This window comes from Streptomyces sp. NPDC004658 (genome assembly GCF_040609555.1).
Classification (GTDB): Bacteria; Actinomycetota; Actinomycetes; order Streptomycetales; family Streptomycetaceae; genus Streptomyces.
Genome location: NZ_JBEXKG010000008.1, coordinates 80,402 through 101,385, shown reverse-complemented (window position 1 = coordinate 101,385; position 20,984 = coordinate 80,402). Strand labels below are relative to the sequence as shown.

Sequence of the window (20,984 nt, the reverse complement as noted above, 5' to 3'; positions counted from 1 at the left end):
GCGCCTCAGCCCCCGGCGGCCCCGGGCCGTCCCGGCGCCCCGCAGCCTCCGGGCGCTCCCGGGGCTCCCTCTGCTCACGGTGCCGTGCACCACGCCGAGACGGTCCTGTCCGCTCCGCCGGTGGCCGGGCCGGGCGCGCCCCCGCCGCCCGCGCCGGGCGCACTCGGCATGCCGCACCCGCCCGGCGCCCCGGGCGTCCCCCCGGCGCCGGGCGCCTCCGCCGTGCCCCCCGGCACTCCGGGCGTCCCCGGCATGCCCCCCAGCGCTCCGGGCGTGCAGCCCCCCATGCCCCCCGCTGCCATGCCCCCCGGTCCCATGCCGCCAGGGGCCGCCATGCCCGGACCGGCACCGGCGTACGGCTATCCGCAGCAGGGGCAGCCGACCGTCGGTCCCGGTTACCAGGCCGTGCTGCGGTACCGCGCGCAGGACGGGTCGGAGCAGCAGCTGATCCGGCGTTCGGCGCCGGGGACGCCGCACCCGGAGTGGCAGATCTTCCACGAGCTGCGGGCCATGAACGTGCCGCCGGACCAGGTGCTGGAGCTGCACACGGAGTTGGAGTCGTGCGAACTGCCGGGGGCGTACTGCGCACGGATGATCCGGGAGCAGTGGCCGCAGGCGCGGATCGCGAGCATCGCGCCGTACGGCACGGACCACGCGAGCCGGCAGCAGGGCATGCGGCAGCTGCTGGCGCACCAGGGCGAGTTGCACCAGGTGGCGGACGGTCCCGCGCGGCCCGCGCCGGTGCGGGCGCCGCTGCCCCCGGTGCAGGCCGCGCCGCCGGTGCCCCCGGAGGGGATCGCGCAGGAGCTGGCGGCGGCGTTCGGGCCGGGGATCTTCCGGTTCGAGCAGCAGGCGGTGTCCCGGCAGGGCGTGCCGCCGATCGTGGCGCACACGCTGGTCGTGGCGGGGCTGCCGCTGGACATGGGTCCGTTCTTCTGGGCGCAGGCTCAGCCGGGCCGGCCGGTGCCGACGCTGGCGGAGCTGGCGGCGGAGCGCGGGGTGCTGCCGGCGGCGGACGCGGGGTCGTACCTGGTCATGGGCACGGACTTCGGCAAGGCGATCTGTGTGCAGTACGGGACGGCGAACATCGTGGCCGTGCCGGTGGAGGCGGGGCCGGGCGGTGCGCCGGTGCCGCCGCAGTTCGTGAACACCGGGCTGCCGGAGTTCACCCGGTGCCTGGCGCTGCTGGGCCGGATGTGGCGCCTCAGGTACGGGCTGAACCAGGAGCAGGCGGGCCGCTGGACCGTCGACTTCCAGGCGCAGCTGGCCGCCCTCGACCCGGCGGCGCTCGGTTCGCCGGAGAGCTGGTGGTCGGTGCTGCTGGAGCAGATGTGGGACGGGCTGCTGTAGCGCCGTGGCCGCCCGGCCTCCGGGTGTGAACATGCGGGCCCCGCACGTGCGCGTGCGGGGCCCGCTGCGTTGTCCGTCGGAGGGGCCGTTCGGAGCAGTGGCGTGACGTGCCTGCGGAGTGTCGCGTTATGAACCCTTACTCCCGATCCATCAAGATATGCGCGAAATCATCCTGTCGTGCAGGTCCGGTGGAGAGGGGTCCCCAGGGTGAGCAGCGCATCGATGCCGCCGCACGGCTTCGCGACCGTCCGGGGGCGTGGCTACCGTCCCGACCAGGTCGAGGCGTACCTGGAGGCGCTGTCCGAGGACCGGGACGCCGCCTGGGAGCGCGCCGCCCGGCTGACCGTGCTCGCCAAGGACATGGGGGCGGAGGCCGCGCTGTTGCGCGAGACCCTCGCCGAGCTCCCGCCGCAGACGTACGAGACGCTCGGGGAGGGCGCCCGGCAGCTGTACCAGTTCGTGCTCGACGAGGCGGACGCCCTGCGGGAACGCGCCCGGCGGGAGGCCGAGGAGGAGGTCGCGCGGGCCCGGGCGGACGCCGAGCGCGTCCTGGCGGAGGCGCGGGAGGCGGCGGACGCGGTCCGCGCGGAGGCCGACGAGCACGCCCGTCAGTGGCTCCTCGGTGTGCAGGCGGAGGCCGAGGGGATCCGCGTGGGTGCCCGGCGCGCGGTGAAGTCGGGGCGCATGGAGGCGCTCGCGGAGCTGCGTGAGGCGCGCCGGCGCACCGACGGCATGCTCGCCGAGCAGTCCCGGGAGCACGCCGCGCGCTGGGCCCGGGCCGAGCGGGAGGAGGCCGACCGGATGGCGGAGCTGGACGCCGGGCACGCCGAACGGGCGAGCCGGGCCGAGGCCGCGCTGGCCGACGCCGAGCGTGCCCTCGCGGAGGCCGAGGAGTACGCCCGCCGCTCCCCGGAGGAGGCAAGCGCGCGCGCCGAGGAGATCATCGCCGAGGCGCATGCGCAGGAGGAGCGCATCGCCGCGGAGACGGAACGGGTGCTGCGCGAGCACGGCGAGCTGTGGGACGAGATGCAGGCGCACATGGACTCCGTGCGCGACAGCCTCATCGAGCTGACCGGCCAGGTGGTCCTGGAGTAGCCGGCCGGCCCGGCGGAGGCGCCGGCACTCCCGTCAGCCCCCCTTCCGTACCGCCCCGGCCAGGATCCACCCCTCCACCGCCTCGTACTGGTGGCGCTGCCGTTCCGCCTTCGCGCGGCCCGACAGGACCGTGCCGAGCCAGCCGAAGAAGAACCCGGCGGGGATGGAGACGATGCCGGTGGTGGTGAACGGGAACCAGTTGAAGTCGGCGCCGGGGAACGCGGAGACGGGCGACCCGGAGACGAGGTTGGTGCCCGGCATGAGCAGCAGCACGGTCAGCGAGCCCCCGATCAGCGTGCCCAGCAGTCCGCCGCGGGTGTAGCGGCGCCAGAACAGGCCGTAGACCAGGGCGGGGGCGAGGGCGGAGGCGCCCAGGCAGAAGGAGAGCGTGACCAGGGGCTGCAGGCTGTGGTGCTGCACCAGCGTGGCCAGCAGGATCGTCGGCACTCCTATGGCGAGCGCCGAGACGCGGGCCAGGGTCATCTCGCGGCGGGCCGGCATCTCCTGCACCCGGGCGGCGAACACGTCGTGCGCCAGGGAGTTGGCGCAGGCGAGGATCATCCCGGCCACCGAGGCGAGCAGGGTCAGGAAGAGCGCGGTGGTGACCAGGGTGAACAGGAAGGTCTCCGCCGTCGACACGCCGGCGCCGAACACCGCGCGCGAGCCCATCAGGTACGCCGTGTTGCCCTGCGGGTCGGCCGTCGCGATCGCCGTACGCCCCAGCAGGGCCGTGGCGCCGAACCCCACCACCGTGATGACGAGGACGAACAGGGCGACCAGGGACACCGCCCAGGACATCGAGCGGCGCACCTGGCGGGCGCTGGAGGCGGTGTACATGCGCATGGTGATGTGCGGCAGGCAGGCGCCGCCGAGGACGACGGTCAGCTGGGAGGCGATCATGTCGACGCGGCCCGTGGGCGTGGTGCCGAACTCCAGCCCGGAGCGCAGGAACGCGGGCCCGGCGCCGCTCTGCCGCGCGGCGGCGGTGAACAGGGCGCCCGGGTCCCAGTCGAAGCGGCGCAGGACCAGCAGGGCGACCGCGGCGCCCGAGCCGATCAGCAGCACGATCTTCACGATCTGGATGAGCGCGGTGCCCTTCATGCCGCCGATCGCGGCGTAGGCGATCATGAGGAGGCCGAGTCCCACGACGCACCCGGTCTTCAGGGACTCGTTGGTGAAGCCGAGGATGAAGGCCATCAGCTGCCCGGTCCCGGCCAGTTGGACGAGCATCAGCGGCAGCAGCGCGGCGATGGTCACCGCGCAGGCCGTGACGCGTACGCAGCGGCCCGGCATGCGGCGGGCGAGGGCGTCGCCCATGGTGAACCGGCCCGCGTTGCGCAGGGGTTCGGCCAGCAGGAACATCAGCAGCATCAGCGACAGGGCCGTGCTGAGGGCGAGGACGACACCGTCGTAGCCGCACAGGGCGATCACTCCGCCGGTGCCGAGGACGGTGGCGGCGGAGATGTAGTCGCCGGCGATGGCGAGGCCGTTGCGCAGCGGGGACAGGGAGCCGTAGCCGGTGTAGAACTCGTCCAGGTCGTCCCGGTCGGGGCCGGTCATCACGCACAGCAGCAGGGTCACGGTGGCGGCGGTGGAGAAGGCGACCAGGGACATCGTCTGCGCCGAGTCGCTGAAGCCGGTGGACGCCGCACCGGCGGCGGCCGTCATCGGGCCGCTCCGCGCCGCGCGTCCAGTTCGGCGTGCCTGCGGATGCGGTCGGCGAGGGGATCGACGTGCCGGCGCGCGGTGTGCTCGTACAGGGCGATCGCCAGCCAGGTGACCGGGAGTTGCACGAGGGCGAGCAGCAGTCCGGCGGGGATGCCGTCGGCGACCGTGCGCGTCATGGTGCCGGGCGCGTACGCGGACAGGACGAGGAACAGCGTGAAGTAGCCGAGCGCGGTGAGCGTGGCCGTGCGCCGCTGCCAGCGGTAGGCGCCGCGCAGCACGCGCAGGTCACTGTGCCGGCCGAGGGGTTCGCGCGGCACCCGGCGGGCCGGGCGCGCCGGTTCGGGCGGCGCGGGCGGCTGCCAGGGGTAGGTGGGCGCCCCCGGGTGCGACGGCTCGCGCGGGGGCGGGGGGTACGAGGGGAAGGGTGCGTGGGACGGGTGGGCGGAGTACGGGGGACGGGGTGCGGGGGACGGCTGCGGCGGGTCGTAGGACATCCCGGGGCTCCTTGCGTGGCTCGGGTCCGTGGCGGCGGACCGCAGGGAGGTGGGGGAGCTGAGTCACGCACGCTACTCGCGCGCCGCGGGCCGCGCGGCGTTTTCACCGAACTGGCCGGTCGGTATGCGCTTTCCCCGGGAGGACGCGCCCCACCTGGGGTGTTACCCGCGTTAACCCTGCCCGGTTCAGTCCTGGAGCACCGGGAACCGCCGGGGCGCCACCAGCAGCAGCACCACGAAGGCCACGGCCGCCGCGCCCGCCGCCCCGAGATACACCGCGTGGACCGCGCCGGCGATGGCCCGCCGGGTCGCCTCGGGGGCCGTACCGGCGTCCAGCGCGCGCGTGACGGAGTCCAGGTCGCCCGCCCCGCCGAGCCGCGCGGCCAGCACACCGTTGGCGACGGCGCCGAACAGGGACGCGCCGAGGGTCTGGCCGGTCTGCCGGCAGAACAGGACCGACGCGGTCGTGGTGCCCCGCTCCGACCAGCCCACGGTCGACTGCACCCCCACGATCAGCGGCAGCTGGAACAGCCCCAGCGCCCCGCCGAGCAGCAGCATCAGCAGCGTCGGCTGCCACCACGACCCCGGGTACGGCAGGAACGGGAACGCGCACAGGATCAGCGCGGCCAGGCCGATGCCGAGCAGCGCGGTGTCCCGGAAGCCGATCCTCCGGTAGACGTGCTGGCTGAGCGCGGCCGACACCGGCCAGCTCAGCGTCCACACCGACAGCACGAACCCGGCGGCCACCGGCGCGAGCCCGAGCACCGACTGCGCGTACGTCGGCAGGAACACGCTCGGCGCCACCATCAGCAGCCCCAGCGCGCCCAGCGCCAGATTGACGGCCGCGATCGTCCGGCGCCGCCACACCCACCCGGGGATGATCGGCTCCGCGGCCCGCCGCTCGATCCGGACCACCACGGCCACCAGTGCCAGGCCCGTGCCGAACAGGGCCAGCGACGGCGCCGACAGCCACGGCCACGCGACCCCGCCCTGCACCAGCGCGGTCAGCAGCACCCCGCCGCACGCGAACACCGCGAGCGCGCCGGCCCAGTCCACGCGCGCCCGGCGTGCCTTCTCCCGCTCCGGCTCGTGCAGATGACGGACGATCAGCCACAGGGCGGCGGCGCCGATCGGCAGGTTGACCAGGAAGATCCAGCGCCAGTCGGCGTAGGCGGCGAGCACCCCGCCGAGCCCGGGGCCGGCCACCGCGGAGACCGCCCACACCGTGGAGAGCTTGGACTGGATCTTCGGGCGTTCCGCCAGCGGGTACAGATCGGCGGCCAGCGTCTGCACCGTGCCCTGCAACGCCCCGCCGCCCAGGCCCTGCACGATCCGGAACGCGATCAGCGCCCCCATGTTCCAGGCCGCCGCGCACAGCACGGAGCCCAGCAGGAACACGGCCGCGCCCGCCACCAGCACCGGCTTGCGGCCGAAGGTGTCGGAGAGTTTGCCGTACACGGGGAGCGTGACGGTGACGGCCAGCAGATAGCCGGAGAACAGCCAGGAGAAGACGGAGAACCCGCCGAGGTCGCCGACGATCTGCGGTACGGCCGTGGAGACCACGGTGGAGTCGAGCGCGGCCAGTGCCATCGCCAGCATCAGCGCGGCGACCACCGCGCCCCGCCGCCGGGTGTCCTGGCGCCGGCCGGCCCCGCCGCGTATCGCCGGTGTCGTACTCCCCACCGCGCACCCCTCCCGTGGTCCCTGCCGGACGCTGCCCGTGCCCCCTGCACGTATCACCGGGACGACAGCTTCCCACGGTGTGCGGGGCTTGCGCCTGACGCGGCGGAAGGGTGGAGGCTTTCCGCACCGAAGGGTGGAGGCGCCCCTGAGAACGGCTCCACCCGGCGGTGGAGCACCCCTAGGGGTTCCTCCGTACTACGGCTCGGGGAGGGTTCGTCCCGGCGGAGGACGAGACGGGACACGGGTGCTCCTTAACCTGGCTTTACGCCGCTGGGGGGCGGCGGACCGCACCGGCGGGGGGTGGGGATTACCCCCGGGAAAGACGGGGCTCCGCACCAGCGCGTGACGCCCCCGCCGACCGCGAGACTCAACGACGTAAATCCAGGACGACGCCCGGAACACCGGGACATCGACCACGACCTGTCAACCGACATAGGAGACATACCGTGACTTCGGCTGTGACCATTCCCGGGCACGGGGGCGATTCGGAGGGTGCGGCGCGAAGCGCCTCGATGAGGGGTGGCGGCCGGGTGACGGGAGGGCGTACGGCCGTTGCCGCGCGGGCGCGGCAGGTCGTGAAGGCGTACGGGTCCGGCGAGACCCGTGTCGTCGCCCTGGACCACGTCGACGTGGACATCGCCCGCGGCCAGTTCACCGCGATCATGGGCCCCTCCGGGTCCGGCAAGTCCACCCTGATGCACTGCCTCGCCGGCCTCGACACGGTGACGAGCGGTCAGATCCACCTCGACGAGACCGAGATCACCGGCCTGAAGGACAAGAAGCTCACCCAGCTGCGCCGGGACCGGATCGGCTTCATCTTCCAGGCGTTCAACCTGCTGCCGACGCTGAACGCGATCGAGAACATCACGCTGCCCATGGACATCGCCGGCCGCAGGCCCGACCGGGCCTGGCTGGACCGCGTGGTGGAGACCGTCGGGCTCGCCGGGCGCCTCAAGCACCGCCCCACCCAGCTCTCCGGCGGCCAGCAGCAGCGCGTCGCCGTGGCCCGCGCGCTCGCCGCCCGCCCGGAGATCATCTTCGGCGACGAGCCGACCGGGAACCTCGACTCGCGCGCCGGAGCGGAGGTGCTCGGCTTCCTGCGCCGCTCGGTGGACGAACTCGGCCAGACCATCGTCATGGTCACCCACGACCCCGTGGCCGCCTCCTACGCCGACCGCGTGCTCTACCTCGCCGACGGCCGGATCGTCGACGAGATGTACCAGCCGACGGCCGAACAGGTCCTGGACCGCATGAAGGACTTCGACGCCCGGGGGCGCACGTCATGACCGTGCTGAAGACCTCGATGCGCAACTTCCTCGCGCACAAGGGCCGCATGGCGCTGTCGGCGGTCGCCGTCCTGCTGTCGGTGGCGTTCGTGTGCGGCACGCTCGTGTTCACCGACACGATGAACACCACCTTCGACAAGCTGTTCCAGGCCACCTCCTCCGACGTCCAGGTCAGCGCCAAGGGCTCCTCCGACACCGGGGAGACCACCTCGCGCACCGGCAAGCCGCCCGTGCTGCCCGCCTCCGTGGTCGGCGAGGTCCGCAAGGCCCGGGGCGTGCGCTCGGCCGAGGGCACGGTGTTCTCCACCGCGGTGACCGTCGTCGACGCCGACAAGGACAAGCTGTCGCCCAGCAGCGGCGCGCCCACCATCGTTGGCAGCTGGAACGGCAACGACGCCCGGACCATGGAGATCACCTCCGGTACGGCGCCCAAGGGCCCGGACCAGGTGATGGTCGACGCCGACACCGCCGACAAGCACCACCTGAAACTCGGCGACGAGATCGGCGTGATCACGGCCGTCGGCGCGCACCACGCGCGCGTGTCCGGCATCGCCGCCTTCAAGGTCACCAACCCCGGCGCGGCGATCTTCTACCTGGACACCAAGACCGCCCAGCGGACCCTCGTCGGCCGGACCGGCGTCTACACCGACGTCAACGTCATGGCCGCCCAGGGCGTGAGCGACGCGCAGCTGAAGAGGAACGTCACCGCCGTCCTCGGGCACGGCTACAAGGTGCAGACCGCCAAGGAGGTCGCCGACGCCAACCAGAAGGACGTCCAGAGCTTCCTGAACGTCATGAAGTACGCGATGCTCGGCTTCGCCGGGATCGCCTTCCTCGTCGGCATCTTCCTGATCATCAACACCTTCTCCATGCTGGTCGCCCAGCGCACCCGCGAGATCGGGCTGCTGCGCGCCATCGGCTCCTCCCGCAAGCAGGTCAACCGGTCCGTGCTGGTCGAGGCGCTGCTGCTCGGCGTGCTCGGCTCGGTGCTCGGCGTCGGCGCGGGCGTCGGCATCGCGATCGGCCTGATGAAACTCATGGGCCAGATGGGCATGAACCTGTCCACCGACGACCTCACCGTGGCCTGGACCACCCCCGCGATCGGCCTCCTCCTCGGCGTGATCGTCACCGTCCTCGCCGCCTACCTGCCCGCCCGGCGCGCCGGCAAGGTCTCGCCGATGGCCGCCCTGCGCGACGCCGGCGCCCCGGCCGACGCCAAGGCCGGCGCCGTGCGCGCCGTCATCGGCCTGCTCCTGACCGCCGCCGGCGGCTGGTGCCTGTACACCGCCGCCACCGCCGACCAGGCCAAGACCGGCTCCGGCTGGCTGGGCCTGGGCGTGGTGGCCACGCTCATCGGCTTCGTCGTCATCGGACCGCTGCTCGCCGCCGGACTGGTCCGCGTTCTCGGCGCGGTCATCCTGCGGGTCTTCGGGCCCGTGGGCCGCATGGCCGAACGCAACGCGCTGCGCAACCCGCGCCGCACCGGTGCCACCGGCGCCGCCCTGATGATCGGCCTCGCCCTGGTGGCCTGCCTGTCCGTGGTCGGCTCCTCCATGGTGGCCTCGGCCACCGAACAGCTCGACAAGACCGTGGGCACCGACTTCATCATCCAGGGCGAGCAGGAGTACAACCTGATCAAGCCGCAGATGGTGGAGAAGGTCAAGAACACGCCCGGTCTGGAGCGGGTCACCGAGTACAAGCTCCTGGACGCGTCCCTGACCACACCGGACGGCCGGGTCAGCAAGAAGGAGACCATCAACGCGGCCGACCCGACCTACGTGCAGGACCTGCGCACCAAGACCGTCGCCGGTGACCTCGCCGACGCCTACGAGCCCGACTCGATGTCCGTCTTCGAGGGCTTCGCCAAGGACCACGGCATCAAGCTCGGCTCCACGGTCGCCGTCCACTTCGAGGACGGCCGCACGGCGAAGCTGACGGTCCGCGCGATCACCAGCGACGACGTCGTCGTCGACAAGGGCGCCATGTACGTCTCCATCGCCACGGCCGCCAGGTACGTCCCGGCCGACCGCATGCCCCTCGACCAGCTGATGTTCGCCACCGCCAAGGACGGGCAGGAGGCCGCCGCCTACAAGGCGCTGAAGTCGGTACTGCGCGACGACCCGGCGCTGACCGTGCGCGACCAGACCGACTACAAGCAGGCGCTGAAGGACCAGATCGGCCAGCTGCTCAACATGATCTACGGCCTGCTGGCGCTCGCGATCATCGTCGCGGTCCTCGGTGTGGTGAACACCCTGGCCCTGTCGGTGGTCGAGCGGACCCGGGAGATCGGCCTCATGCGGGCCATCGGCCTCTCCCGCCGTCAGCTGCGCCGCATGATCCGCCTGGAGTCCGTGGTGATCGCCGTCTTCGGCGCCCTGCTCGGCCTCGGCCTCGGCATGGGCTGGGGGGCGACCGCCCAGAAGCTCCTCGCCCTGGAGGGACTGAACGTCCTGGAGATCCCCTGGCCGACGATCACCGGCGTCTTCGTCGGCTCGGCCTTCGTGGGCCTGTTCGCCGCGCTGATCCCGGCGTTCCGCGCGGGCCGCATGAACGTCCTGAACGCCATCGCGACCGACTAGCGGACAGCCGCGCGAGCTGAGCCGACGGCCACCGCACACGGGGGTTGCGGCGGGCGGACCCGGTGCCGGGGAGTCCTCAGGGACTGTCCGGCACCGGGTTTCCGCGCTGTCCGGCCGCCCGGGGTTGTCCACAGCCCCCCGCACCGCCGCCCACGCCGTCGTACGCTGGACAGCCCCGGCCCGTCACACGAGTCGGGCCCTTCGTGTTGCCGACCCCCTGGACGGAAAGCCCCTCCATGAGCCTGCACGGTCTGCTCGACGCCGTAGTCAAGGACCCCGCCCTCGCGGAAGCGATCAGGGCGGCGGCGGACGGCAACCGCCCGCACGTCGACCTCGTCGGCCCCCCGGCCGCCCGCCCCTTCGCGATCGCCGCGCTGGCCCGCGAGGCCGGCCGCCCGGTGCTGGCGGTCACCGCGACCGGCCGGGAGGCCGAGGACCTGGCCGCCGCCCTGCGCTCCCTGCTGCCCGAGCAGGGCGTCGTGGAGTACCCCTCCTGGGAGACCCTCCCGCACGAGCGGCTCAGCCCCCGCAGCGACACCGTCGGCCGCCGCCTCGCCGTCCTGCGCCGCCTCGCCCACCCCAGCCCCGACGACCCCGAGACCGGCCCGGTCTCCGTCGTCGTGGCCCCCGTGCGCTCCGTGCTCCAGCCGCAGGTCAAGGGCCTCGGCGACCTGGAGCCGGTGGCCCTGAGGACCGGCCGGAGCGCCGACCTGAACGATGTCGTCGAAGCCCTCGCGGCCGCCGCCTACGCGCGCGTGGAGCTGGTCGAGAAGCGCGGCGAGTTCGCCGTGCGCGGCGGCATCCTGGACGTCTTCCCGCCCACCGAGGAACACCCCCTGCGCATCGAGTTCTGGGGCGACGACGTCGAGGAGATCCGCTACTTCAAGGTCGCCGACCAGCGCTCCCTCGAAGTCGCCGAGCACGGCCTGTGGGCGCCGCCGTGCCGCGAGCTGCTGCTCACCGACGACGTCCGCGCACGCGCGCGTGCCCTCGCCGAGGAACACCCGGAGCTGGGCGAACTCCTGAACAAGATCGCCGAGGGCATCGCGGTCGAGGGCATGGAGTCCCTGGCCCCGGTCCTGGTGGACGACATGGAGCTGCTGCTCGACGTCCTGCCCAAGGGCGCCATGGCCGTCGTCTGCGACCCCGAACGCGTCCGCACCCGCGCCGCCGACCTCGTCGCCACCAGCCAGGAGTTCCTCCAGGCGTCCTGGGCGGCCACCGCCGGCGGCGGCGAGGCCCCGATCGACGTGGGCGCGGCCTCCCTGTGGTCCATCGCCGACGTCCGCGACCGGGCCCGCGAGCTGGACATGATGTGGTGGTCGGTGTCCCCGTTCGCCGCCGACGAGGAACTGGACGCGGACACCCTCAAGCTCGGCATGCACGCCCCCGAGACCTACCGCGGCGACACCGCGCGGGCCCTCGCCGACACCAAGGGCTGGCTCGCCGACGGCTGGCGCACGGTGTTCGTCACCGAGGGCCACGGCCCGGCCGCGCGCACGGTGGAGGTCCTCGGCGGCGAGGGCATCGCCGCCCGCCTCGACAACGACCTCGGCGAGCTGAGCCCGTCGGTGGTGCACGTCTCCTGCGGCTCGATCGAGTACGGCTTCGTGGACCCGGCGCTCAGGCTCGCCGTCCTCACCGAGACCGACCTGTCCGGCCAGCGCGCCGCCGGCCGCGACGGCACCCGCATGCCCGCCCGCCGCCGCAAGACCATCGACCCGCTCACCCTGGAACCGGGCGACTACATCGTCCACGAACAGCACGGCGTCGGCCGCTACATCGAGATGGTGCAGCGCACCGTGCAGGGCGCCACCCGCGAGTACCTGGTCGTGGAGTACGCGCCCGCCAAGCGCGGCCAGCCCGGCGACCGGCTGTACATCCCGACCGACCAGCTGGAGCAGATCACCAAGTACGTCGGCGGCGAGGCACCCACCCTGCACCGCCTGGGCGGCGCCGACTGGACGAAGACCAAGGCGCGCGCGAAGAAGGCCGTCAAGGAGATCGCCGCCGACCTGATCAAGCTCTACAGCGCCCGCATGGCCGCCCCCGGCCACGCCTTCGGCGCCGACACCCCCTGGCAGCGCGAGCTGGAGGACGCCTTCCCCTACGCGGAGACCCCCGACCAGCTCACCACCATCGCCGAGGTCAAGGAGGACATGGAGAAGTCGGTCCCCATGGACCGCCTGATCTGCGGCGACGTCGGCTACGGCAAGACCGAGATCGCGGTGCGGGCCGCCTTCAAGGCCGTACAGGACGGCAAGCAGGTCGCCGTCCTCGTCCCCACGACCCTGCTGGTGCAGCAGCACTTCGGCACGTTCTCCGAGCGGTACGGACAGTTCCCGGTGAACGTGCGCGCGCTGTCCCGCTTCCAGACCGACACCGAGGCCAAGGCCGTCCTGGAAGGGCTGAAGGACGGCTCGGTGGACGTCGTCATCGGCACCCACCGCCTGTTCTCCTCGGAGACCAAGTTCAAGGACCTGGGCCTGGTCATCGTCGACGAGGAGCAGCGCTTCGGCGTCGAGCACAAGGAGCAGCTGAAGAAGCTCCGCGCCAACGTCGACGTGCTGACGATGTCCGCCACCCCGATCCCGCGCACCCTGGAGATGGCGGTCACCGGCATCCGCGAGATGTCCACGATCACCACGCCCCCGGAGGAGCGCCACCCGGTGCTCACCTTCGTCGGGCCCTACGAGGAGAAGCAGATCGGCGCCGCCATCCGCCGCGAACTGCTGCGCGAGGGCCAGGTCTTCTACATCCACAACCGCGTCGAGTCCATCGACCGCGCCGCCGCCAGACTCCGCGAGATCGTCCCCGAGGCACGGATCGCCACGGCCCACGGACAGATGTCGGAGTCCGCCCTGGAGCAGGTCGTCGTCGACTTCTGGGAGAAGAAGTTCGACGTCCTCGTCTCCACCACGATCGTCGAGTCCGGCATCGACATCTCCAACGCCAACACCCTGATCGTGGAGCGCGGCGACACCTTCGGCCTGTCCCAGCTGCACCAGCTGCGCGGCCGGGTCGGACGCGGTCGCGAGCGCGGCTACGCGTACTTCCTGTACCCGCCGGAGAAGCCGCTGACGGAGACCGCGCACGAGCGCCTCGCCACCATCGCCCAGCACACCGAGATGGGCGCCGGCATGTACGTCGCGATGAAGGACCTGGAGATCCGCGGCGCCGGCAACCTGCTCGGCGGCGAGCAGTCCGGGCACATCGCGGGCGTCGGCTTCGACCTGTACGTCCGCATGGTCGGCGAGGCCGTCGCGGACTACCGGCGCCAGCTGGAGACGGGCGGGATCGAGGAGGAGGCCCCGCTCGAGGTCAAGATCGAGCTTCCGGTCGACGCGCACGTCCCGCACGACTACGCGCCCGGCGAGCGGCTGCGCCTCCAGGCGTACCGCTCGATCGCCTCCGCCAACTCCGAGGAGGACATCAAGGCCGTCCGCGAGGAACTCACCGACCGCTACGGCAAGCTGCCCGAGCCGGTGGAGAACCTGCTGCTGGTCGCCGGGCTGCGGATGCTCGCACGCGCGTGCGGCGTCGGCGAGATCGTCCTCCAGGGCACCAACATCCGCTTCGCGCCGGTGGAACTGCGCGAGTCGCAGGAACTGCGGCTCAAGCGGCTCTACCCGGGCACGGTCGTCAAGCCCGCCGCGCACCAGGTGCTGGTCCCGCGGCCGAAGACCGCGAAGGTGGGCGGCAAGCCGCTGGTCGGCCGCGAACTGCTGGCCTGGGTGGGCGAGTTCCTGACGTCGATCCTGGGGTGAGGGCCGGTGCGCGGGGGCGGCTCGGGGGCGCGCGTGCGGATCGGTGAGCTGGCCGAGGCCACCGGGACGACACCGCGCGCCCTGCGCCACTACGAGCAGCACGGCCTGATCACGTCCGTGCGCGCGGCCAACGGCTACCGCACGTACGACACCGGCACGGCCGTCCGGGTCCGCAACATCCGCCGGCTGCTGGAAGCGGGCCTCACCCTGGACGACGTACGGGCGTTCCTGCCCTGCCTGGACGGCGACGTCACCGCCGGCCCGGCCTCCGCCGGGGCGCTGCGGGTCGCCCGGGCCCGGCTGGCCGTGCCGGACGCCCGCATCGCGGCCCAGACGGCTGTCCGGGACCGGCTGGCGGCGGCGCTGCGGGAGGCGGGCGACGCGGTGCCCTGAACGGGCCGGGTCAGGCGACCACCGCTCCGCCGTCCACCGGCAGCACCACCCCCGTCACGAACGACGCCCCCGGGGAGGCGAGCCGGCTGACGGCCCAGGCGACCTCCTCGGGCCGGCCGATCCGGCCGAGCGGGGTGTGGTCGAGCTGCCACGCGCGCAGGGCGGCGCGCTGCTCAGGGGTGAAGCCGGCGTGGTCGGCGATCGGGGTCTCGATCGCGCCCGGGGCCACGGCGACCACCCGGATGCCGTGCGGCGCCAGTTCCACCGCCCAGCTGCGGGTCAGCGTCTCCAGCGCCGCCTTGCCCGCCGCGTACAGGGAGTTGCCGGGCCAGGCGCGCTGGCCCACCGAGGTGGTCACGTTCACCACGACACCCCGGCTCTCGGTCAGCGCGGGCAGCGCCGCCTGGGTGAGCAGCACGGGCGCGAGGAGGTTCGTCTCCAGCAGCGGCCGTACCGACGCACGCGTGTAGCCGCGCAGGGAGTCGGTGGTGACGACGGCCGCGTTGTTGACGAGCACGTCGATCCGGCCGTACCGCTCCAGCGCGGCCCGTACGACGGTTGCGGGCCCGTCCTCGGCGGTCAGGTCGGCGGACAGGGGCGTGATCCCGGGATGTCCCCCGGCGGTCTCGGCCAGCGGTGCGGCCCGGCGGCCGACGGCGAGGACCCGGGCGCCCTCGGCGGCGAAGGCACGCGCGGTGGCGCGGCCGATCCCGGTGCCGGCGCCGGTGACGAGGACGGTACGGGGACCTGGGACGTGGCTGTTCTCGGTCATGCGAGGATCGTCGGACCCTGACGCCAGCGGCAAGGTCAAGCCCGGCCCCGGGGGCGCTCGTACGGCAACGGCCCGTCAGAATCCCCGCCAAGCGCCCGATTTGCTTCCCGACGCCCCCTTTGCGCTGGCATCCGGCGGCCCAGGAAGGGAAGTTACGGTGGTGAGCGAAACGATCCGCCCGCGCCCGCGGGGCGGATCCAGGGCGAGCGAGGGAGACGCACCGTGACGCGTCCGAGGGGCGGAGCGGCCATCGCCGTGGCGGCGCTGGTCGCCGTGACCGGCTGCACGGCCGAGCAGACCGGAGGGGCCTCCGGGCCCGCACGGAGCGGAAGCGGGGGCGCAGCCCTGGCCGCCGCCGACTCGCTGACCGTCAAGGGGCGCGCACCGAAGACCGGTTACTCCCGGGAGCGGTTCGGCACCGCCTGGGCGGACACCGACTCCAACTCCTGCGACACCCGCGACGACATCCTCAAGCGCGACCTGAAGCAGGTGCGGTTCACCGGCGGCAGCTGCAAGGTCTCCTACGGCCTGCTGGACCCCGACCCCTACTCCGGCAAGGACATCACCTACCGGCGCGGTCGCAGCCAGGTCGACATCGACCACGTCGTCGCCCTCTCCGACGCCTGGCAGAAGGGCGCCAAGTACTGGGACGCCAGTAAGCGCATAGCGCTGGCCAACGACCCCCTGAACCTCCTCGCGGTCGACGCGAGCACCAACCGCGGCAAGGGCGACGGCGACGCGGCCACCTGGCTGCCGCCCAACAAGTCCTACCGGTGCGCCTATGTGGCGGCGCAGGTCGCGGTCAAGAAGAAGTACGGCCTGTGGGTCACCGCGGCCGAGCGGGCCGCCATGAAGAAGGTCCTCGCCGGCTGCCCGGACCAGAAGCTCCCCGCCGGCGGCAACCCCACCACGGCGCCCGAGCGCTTCCGGGCCCGGTGACCCGCCCGGCCGGCGGCGAAATCGCTGTCCCGGCCCGGGCCGTACCGCCTACCGTGACCGCCATGGACATCAAGGTGAGCACCCTCGCCGAGCGGCCCGACCGGCTCCCGGCGGTGCTCGGCATGACCGACACCTGGCCCGAGTTCGTCACCCACGACCTCGTCGGCAACGCCCACTACGGCCGCATCCCCGCCGAACTGCCGCAGTACACGCTGTTCGCCGAGGACGCGGACGGCCGGGTCGTCGCCCACGCCTACAGCGTGCCGTTCGCCCTCGGCCTGGACGGCCGGCGCACCCTGCCGGCCCGCGGCTGGGACCAGGTCCTGGTGTGGGCCTTCGCCGACCTGCGCCACGGCACCCGCCCGGACACCGTCAGCGCCGTCGCGGTCACCATCGCCCCGCACGCCCAGGGCCGGGGCCTGTCGTCCGTCATGCTCTCGGCGATGCGCGACAACGCCCGTGCCCGCGGCTTCCGCGAGGTCGTCGCCCCCGTCCGCCCCAACGCCAAGCACCGCGAGCCGCACACCCCGATCGCCGAGTACGCCCACCGCCTGCGCCCCGACGGGCTGCCCGAGGACCCGTGGCTGCGCGTGCACGCCCGGGCCGGCGCCACCATCGACTCCATCGCCCCGGCCTCCATGACCGTGACCGGCTCGCTGGAGGAGTGGCGGCGCTGGACCGGGCTGCCCTTCGACGGTTCGGGCGACGTGGAGGTGCCCGGCGCGCTGGTCCCGGTCCGCTGCGAAGCGGAGCACGGGTACGCCGTCTACACCGAGCCCAACGTCTGGATGCGGCACCGCCTGTGACCCCGCGGCGGGCCGCACCGCGCTTCAGCGGTTACAGCGCGTCCAGGTCGACGATCTCGCCCGTGGGCTTGCGCGCGGGCACCGGCTTGCCGTAGTCGAGGAACGACAGGTGCTCCGGCTCCTTCCCGCCGGACACGCTGTCGACCCGCAGCAGGTACGGCTTGCCCTCGGTCGCCACGTACGCCGTGTAGCGCTCCTTGCCGTCCTTCTCGTGCAGGGCGATCGCGGGCGTGCCGTCGACCCGCGTGGTCTTCCCGCGGGTGGTGCCCGCCGTGTCGCCGTCGCTCACGTCACCGAGGACCGAGTCCAGGTCGCAGAAGCTCGCGATGTCCTTGGCGTCCTGGCCCTTCACGGCCATCTTGGTCCACTTCCCGGCCAGCATGTCCACGGCCGCCTCCGTGTCCTCCTTGGACTCGCCCTTGCTCTGGGCACGCAGGAACGCCTCGTCGTACTTCATGTAGACGGTGCTGCCCGTCTTGATCAGCTGGGCCTTGCCCTGGCCGCCCATGCTCATCGTGCCGGCGCACTCGCCCTCGTGGTTGACCGCCATGTCGATCTCGATGACGCCCTTGCTCTCGTCGTCGGTGACCCGGCCCTTCAGCCGCACGGACGAGGCACCCGTGGTGGCCTTCAGCGCGCGTTCGGTGATCTCGGCGCCGCTCAGCCCGGCGAACGGCCCCTTCGGCTTGCTGTCCGCCGAGTCCTGCCCCGGCAGGCAGCCCGTGGTGAGTCCCGCGGTGGCCGCGGCGGCGAGACAGAGGGCGGCAAGTGCGGTACGACGCATGACAGTTCCTTGTGAGAGAGGTGGGTGGTGGGCGCGGAGCCGAGGGGCTCCGCGGGGTGCGGTGGTGCGGGACCGGCACGGGGTGTCGTACCCCGCGCCGGGGCGGGCGGACGGGCCGGGCCGGACGGGTCAGGCCTTCTTCCAGGTGCCGCAGTCGTTCGTCTTGAAGTAGGCGTCCGACGGGCTGATGGTGACGACGGCCGTGCCGGTGACGTTGTTGTTGGCGATGATGGAGTCGAGCCCGTGGCCGGCGTCCTTCGTACGCTCCCAGTAGCAGGAGTCGTCGGCGTTCCCGGTCGACCTGTAGGTGCCGGGCGCGATGTCCGTACCGACCTTGAACATACCCCCGTCGCCGTCCATCGAGGAGGCGGGCGTGCCCTTCGCCTTCGGGTCCACGGCCTGCCAGTCCTCGCAGCCGCTGGACTTGAACAGCTTGTCGGTGGGCTTGATGGTCACGTAACTCGTGCCGCTGACGTTGTCGTTGGCGAGCAGGGAGTCCAGTTCGCCGGAGGCGTCCTTGGCGCGCTCCCAGTAGCACATGCCGTCGTCGTTGCCGGTCGTGCGGTACGTCCCCGGCTTCACGTCGGTGCCGACCCGGTACTCACCGTCGCCCCCGAACGCGGCCTTCTTCTCCTCGGCCTTCTTCGCGTCGGCCTTCTCGGCGCCCCCCGAGTCCTTCTCGCCGCCGGACCGGTGCCCGGCCGACGCCGAGGAGCCTTTGTCGCCACCGCCGGAGCCGCCGGACCCGCCGTCCTTGCCGTCGCCGCCGGCGTTGGCGGACACGGCACCGATGACGACGATCCCCACGACGGCACCGAGCGCGACCTTGGCCTTCATGCCCATGGCGAACCCCTCCCCAGATCCTGCGGCCTCCCCCTCCGGCGGCCGCTCGTTCGCTGGGTCAATAAGACCAGAGCTTGTGAACCGAGTCAACACGATTCACAGATTGATGCCGGTACACGCTCGTGAATCGGTAGATCTTGTGTACGTCGGTATGCTCAGTGCTCACACGGGACGAGGGGAGCGGGGCCGGTGCACGACAACGCGACAGAGGTGACCGCGGCCGGTATCGCGCGGCTGGCCGGAGTGGGCAGGGCCGCCGTCAGCAACTGGCGCCGTCGGCACGCCGACTTCCCGAAGCCGGTGGGCGGCACCGAGACCAGCCCGTCCTTCGCGCTCGCCGAGGTCGAGGCCTGGCTGCGCAAGCAGGGCAAGCTCGCCGAGGTCCCGCTGCGCGAACGCGTCTGGCAGCAACTCGCCGGGCACCCGGAAGGGCCGCTGACGGCCCTGGTCCACACCGGCTGTGTGCTGCTGCTGATCCACGAGCGGCCCACCGTCTGGCTCGACGCGAGCGCGGGCTCCGACGCACGGCTGGCCGCGATCCTGTCCGGGGCCCTGGACGAGGTGCTGGTCCCGCGGCTCGGCCTCCCGGCGGGACGCGCGGCGCGGGAGGCCGGTGTGAAGCCGGGCCCTGAGGCAGGCGGCGCGGACGGGGCTGCCGGCGCCCGTGCCGTGAAGCCCGCCGGTGCGCACACCGGCACAGGCGCCCCCGAGGGCGGCAGCCGACAGAGCGCCCCCGCCCTGCGGACCCCCACCGGCCCCCAACTCCTCCTCTCCGCCCCCCTCCTGCGCGGTGCCGCCGAACTGGCCGCCGAGACGGGGGCGCGACAGGCGTTCGAGTTCCTGCTGGGCCGGCACCTGGACGCCAACCCCCGCCAGTACACGCTCACCCCGGCCGAACTCGCCGGTCTCATGGCCGACCTCGCCGGCCCGGCCCGCACCGTCCTCGACCCGGCCTGCGGCACCGGCGCCCTGCTGCGCGCCGTGGCCCCCCGCCCCGGCCAGGAGCTGTACGCCCAGGACAGCGCCCCCGAACTCGCCGCGATCAGCGCGCTGCGGCTCGCGCTGCACAGCCGGGCCACCGTGCGCGCCGCCGCCGGGGACACGCTGCGCGCGGACGCGCACCCCGGGCTGCGCGCCGACGTGGTCCTGTGCCATCCGCCGTTCAACGAGCGCAACTGGGGCCACGACGAACTCGCCTACGACCCCCGCTGGGAGTACGGCTTCCCGGCCCGCACCGAGTCCGAGCTGGCCTGGGTGCAGCACGCGCTGGCCCGGCTGGCCGACGGCGGCACGGCCGTGCTGCTCATGCCGCCGGCCGCCGCCTCCCGCCGTTCCGGGCGCCGGATCCGCGCCGACCTGCTGCGCCGGGGCGCGCTGCGGGCCGTGGTCGCGCTGCCGGTCGGGGCGGCACCGCCGTACAACATCCCGCTGCACCTGTGGGTGCTGCGCCGGCCCGACCGTGCGCCGGCGGCGCCCGAGGTGCTGCTCGTGGACACCGGGAGGTTCGCCGGGGAGGGGCGCGGCGGTCCGGACTGGGAGGCGGTTCGGGAGGCGGTGACGGACGCCTGGGGCGCCTTCACGCGCGGGGGGCGGCTGGAGGAGCGGCCGGGGCTCGCCCGTTCCGTTCCGGTCATCGACCTCCTGGACGACGACGTGGACCTGGCCCCCGCCCGCCATCTGCCGCCGGCCGCGGTCGCCGACGGCGCGGAGCAGCTCACGCGGGTGCGCGAGCGCCTGGGCGCGACCCTCCGCCTGACCGCCGACCTCACCCCGCCCCCGGCCGACCCGTCGCCGGCCGCGCGCTGGCCGCTCACCACGATCGGCGAACTCGCGCGCGGGGGCGCGCTGGTGATGCGCTCCGGAGGCAACGGCGGCCACGCGCGCGTGCCGGTGCTCACCGACCACGACGTCCTCGCCGGCACGGCGCCCTCGGGCACGCTTCCGGAGAGCGAGGAGGAGGCCGTACTGACCGAGCCGGGCGATGTCGTCGTCCCGGTGCTCGGCGGGGGGTCGGTGGCGCGCGTGATCGACGAGACGACCGCCGGCGCGGTCCTCGGGCGCAACCTCGTGCTGCTGCGCCCGGACCGGACGGCGCTCGACCCGTGGTTCCTCGCCGGGTTCCTGCGCGGTACGGCCAACAACCGGCAGGCCAGCAGCTATGCCTCCACGGCGACCCGGCTGGACGTGCGCAGGCTCCAGCTGCCCCGGCTCCCGCTGGAGGAACAGCGGCGCTACGGCGACCGGTTCCGCGCGCTGGACGAGTTCGAGCGGGCGCTCAGGCAGGCGGGCCGGCTCGGGGAGCAGCTGGTGCGCGGGATGTACGACGGACTGACGGACGGCACGGTCGCACCCGGCTGAACCCGCTCCGACCGGTCCCGGCCGGGCCGAACCGCGGGAAGCGGCCGACCGGCGTGAAGTGATCAGTGCGACAACGGTTCGGTACAACCCGGGACCGGTTGTCCTTGTCGGCCTATACGCTCGGACTCCGACCGGGACACCGTCCCGTCGGCGTCCGTCCCATCCTT

The 20,984-nt window shown here is 73.3% G+C and carries 15 protein-coding genes; 9 read left to right on the top strand and 6 right to left on the bottom strand.

Features of this window, described 5'->3' with window-relative positions:
- On the top strand, window positions 1-1,350 hold a 1,350-nt coding region (locus ABZV94_RS05900), incomplete at its 5' end, for an SUKH-4 family immunity protein (protein WP_356337606.1).
- A gap of 207 nt (window positions 1,351-1,557) precedes the next feature.
- Window positions 1,558-2,445 (top strand): cellulose-binding protein, encoded by an 888-nt coding sequence (locus ABZV94_RS05895; protein ID WP_356337604.1) that lies wholly within the window; start codon window positions 1,558-1,560, stop codon window positions 2,443-2,445.
- A gap of 33 nt (window positions 2,446-2,478) precedes the next feature.
- Here the strand turns inward: ABZV94_RS05895 and ABZV94_RS05890 are convergent, their stop codons facing one another.
- The 3 genes from ABZV94_RS05890 to ABZV94_RS05880 form a co-directional block, all read right to left on the bottom strand.
- Window positions 2,479-4,113 carry a cation acetate symporter gene (locus ABZV94_RS05890; RefSeq protein ID WP_356337602.1) on the bottom strand — a complete coding sequence of 545 codons (1,635 nt, stop codon included), beginning with the start codon at window positions 4,111-4,113 and terminating at the stop codon, window positions 2,479-2,481.
- Window positions 4,110-4,607 (bottom strand): DUF485 domain-containing protein, encoded by a 498-nt coding sequence (locus tag ABZV94_RS05885; protein ID WP_356337599.1) that lies wholly within the window; start codon window positions 4,605-4,607, stop codon window positions 4,110-4,112. Before ABZV94_RS05885 ends, ABZV94_RS05890 begins: the two co-directional genes overlap by 4 nt.
- A gap of 186 nt (window positions 4,608-4,793) precedes the next feature.
- Window positions 4,794-6,290 (bottom strand): MFS transporter, encoded by a 1,497-nt coding sequence (locus ABZV94_RS05880; RefSeq protein ID WP_356337596.1) that lies wholly within the window; start codon window positions 6,288-6,290, stop codon window positions 4,794-4,796.
- A gap of 512 nt (window positions 6,291-6,802) precedes the next feature.
- On the opposite strand from ABZV94_RS05880, the gene ABZV94_RS05875 reads away from it, so the two are divergent.
- The 4 genes from ABZV94_RS05875 to ABZV94_RS05860 all read left to right on the top strand — a co-directional run bounded on the left by ABZV94_RS05875 (window position 6,803) and on the right by ABZV94_RS05860 (window position 14,315).
- The gene (locus ABZV94_RS05875; protein WP_356337594.1) at window positions 6,803-7,576 is read left to right on the top strand and encodes an ABC transporter ATP-binding protein; all 774 of its coding nucleotides are present in this window, start codon (window positions 6,803-6,805) and stop codon (window positions 7,574-7,576) included.
- Complete coding sequence (locus ABZV94_RS05870) at window positions 7,573-10,155, top strand: FtsX-like permease family protein (RefSeq protein ID WP_356337591.1); 2,583 nt, start codon at window positions 7,573-7,575, stop codon at window positions 10,153-10,155. Before ABZV94_RS05875 ends, ABZV94_RS05870 begins: the two co-directional genes overlap by 4 nt.
- 236 nt (window positions 10,156-10,391) lie before the next feature.
- On the top strand, window positions 10,392-13,922 hold the full coding sequence (gene mfd / locus ABZV94_RS05865) for a transcription-repair coupling factor (protein ID WP_356337589.1): 3,531 nt from the start codon (window positions 10,392-10,394) through the stop codon (window positions 13,920-13,922).
- A 33-nt stretch (window positions 13,923-13,955) separates the two neighbouring features.
- Window positions 13,956-14,315 (top strand): MerR family transcriptional regulator, encoded by a 360-nt coding sequence (locus ABZV94_RS05860; protein ID WP_356337588.1) that lies wholly within the window; start codon window positions 13,956-13,958, stop codon window positions 14,313-14,315.
- A gap of 10 nt (window positions 14,316-14,325) precedes the next feature.
- Here ABZV94_RS05860 and ABZV94_RS05855 read toward each other — a convergent pair whose 3' ends face one another.
- Complete coding sequence (locus ABZV94_RS05855) at window positions 14,326-15,087, bottom strand: SDR family oxidoreductase (RefSeq protein WP_356337585.1); 762 nt, start codon at window positions 15,085-15,087, stop codon at window positions 14,326-14,328.
- 222 nt (window positions 15,088-15,309) lie between these two features.
- On the opposite strand from ABZV94_RS05855, the gene ABZV94_RS05850 reads away from it, so the two are divergent.
- The gene (locus ABZV94_RS05850) at window positions 15,310-16,026 is read left to right on the top strand and encodes an HNH endonuclease family protein (RefSeq protein WP_356337583.1); all 717 of its coding nucleotides are present in this window, start codon (window positions 15,310-15,312) and stop codon (window positions 16,024-16,026) included.
- Between the two features lie 62 nt (window positions 16,027-16,088).
- A complete protein-coding gene (locus ABZV94_RS05845; protein WP_356337581.1) occupies window positions 16,089-16,832 on the top strand; it encodes an N-acetyltransferase in 744 nt (247 codons plus the stop codon).
- A gap of 31 nt (window positions 16,833-16,863) precedes the next feature.
- Here the strand turns inward: ABZV94_RS05845 and ABZV94_RS05840 are convergent, their stop codons facing one another.
- Window positions 16,864-17,616, bottom strand: a complete 753-nt coding sequence (locus ABZV94_RS05840) for a hypothetical protein (protein WP_356337579.1) — start codon at window positions 17,614-17,616, stop codon at window positions 16,864-16,866.
- Window positions 17,617-17,745: 129 nt separating this feature from the next.
- The gene (locus ABZV94_RS05835; RefSeq protein ID WP_356337576.1) at window positions 17,746-18,459 is read right to left on the bottom strand and encodes a hypothetical protein; all 714 of its coding nucleotides are present in this window, start codon (window positions 18,457-18,459) and stop codon (window positions 17,746-17,748) included.
- Window positions 18,460-18,648: 189 nt separating this feature from the next.
- Here ABZV94_RS05835 and ABZV94_RS05830 point away from each other — a divergent pair, with 189 nt between their 5' ends.
- Window positions 18,649-20,817 carry an N-6 DNA methylase gene (locus ABZV94_RS05830; RefSeq protein WP_356337574.1) on the top strand — a complete coding sequence of 723 codons (2,169 nt, stop codon included), beginning with the start codon at window positions 18,649-18,651 and terminating at the stop codon, window positions 20,815-20,817.
- Window positions 20,818-20,984 lie beyond the last annotated feature (167 nt).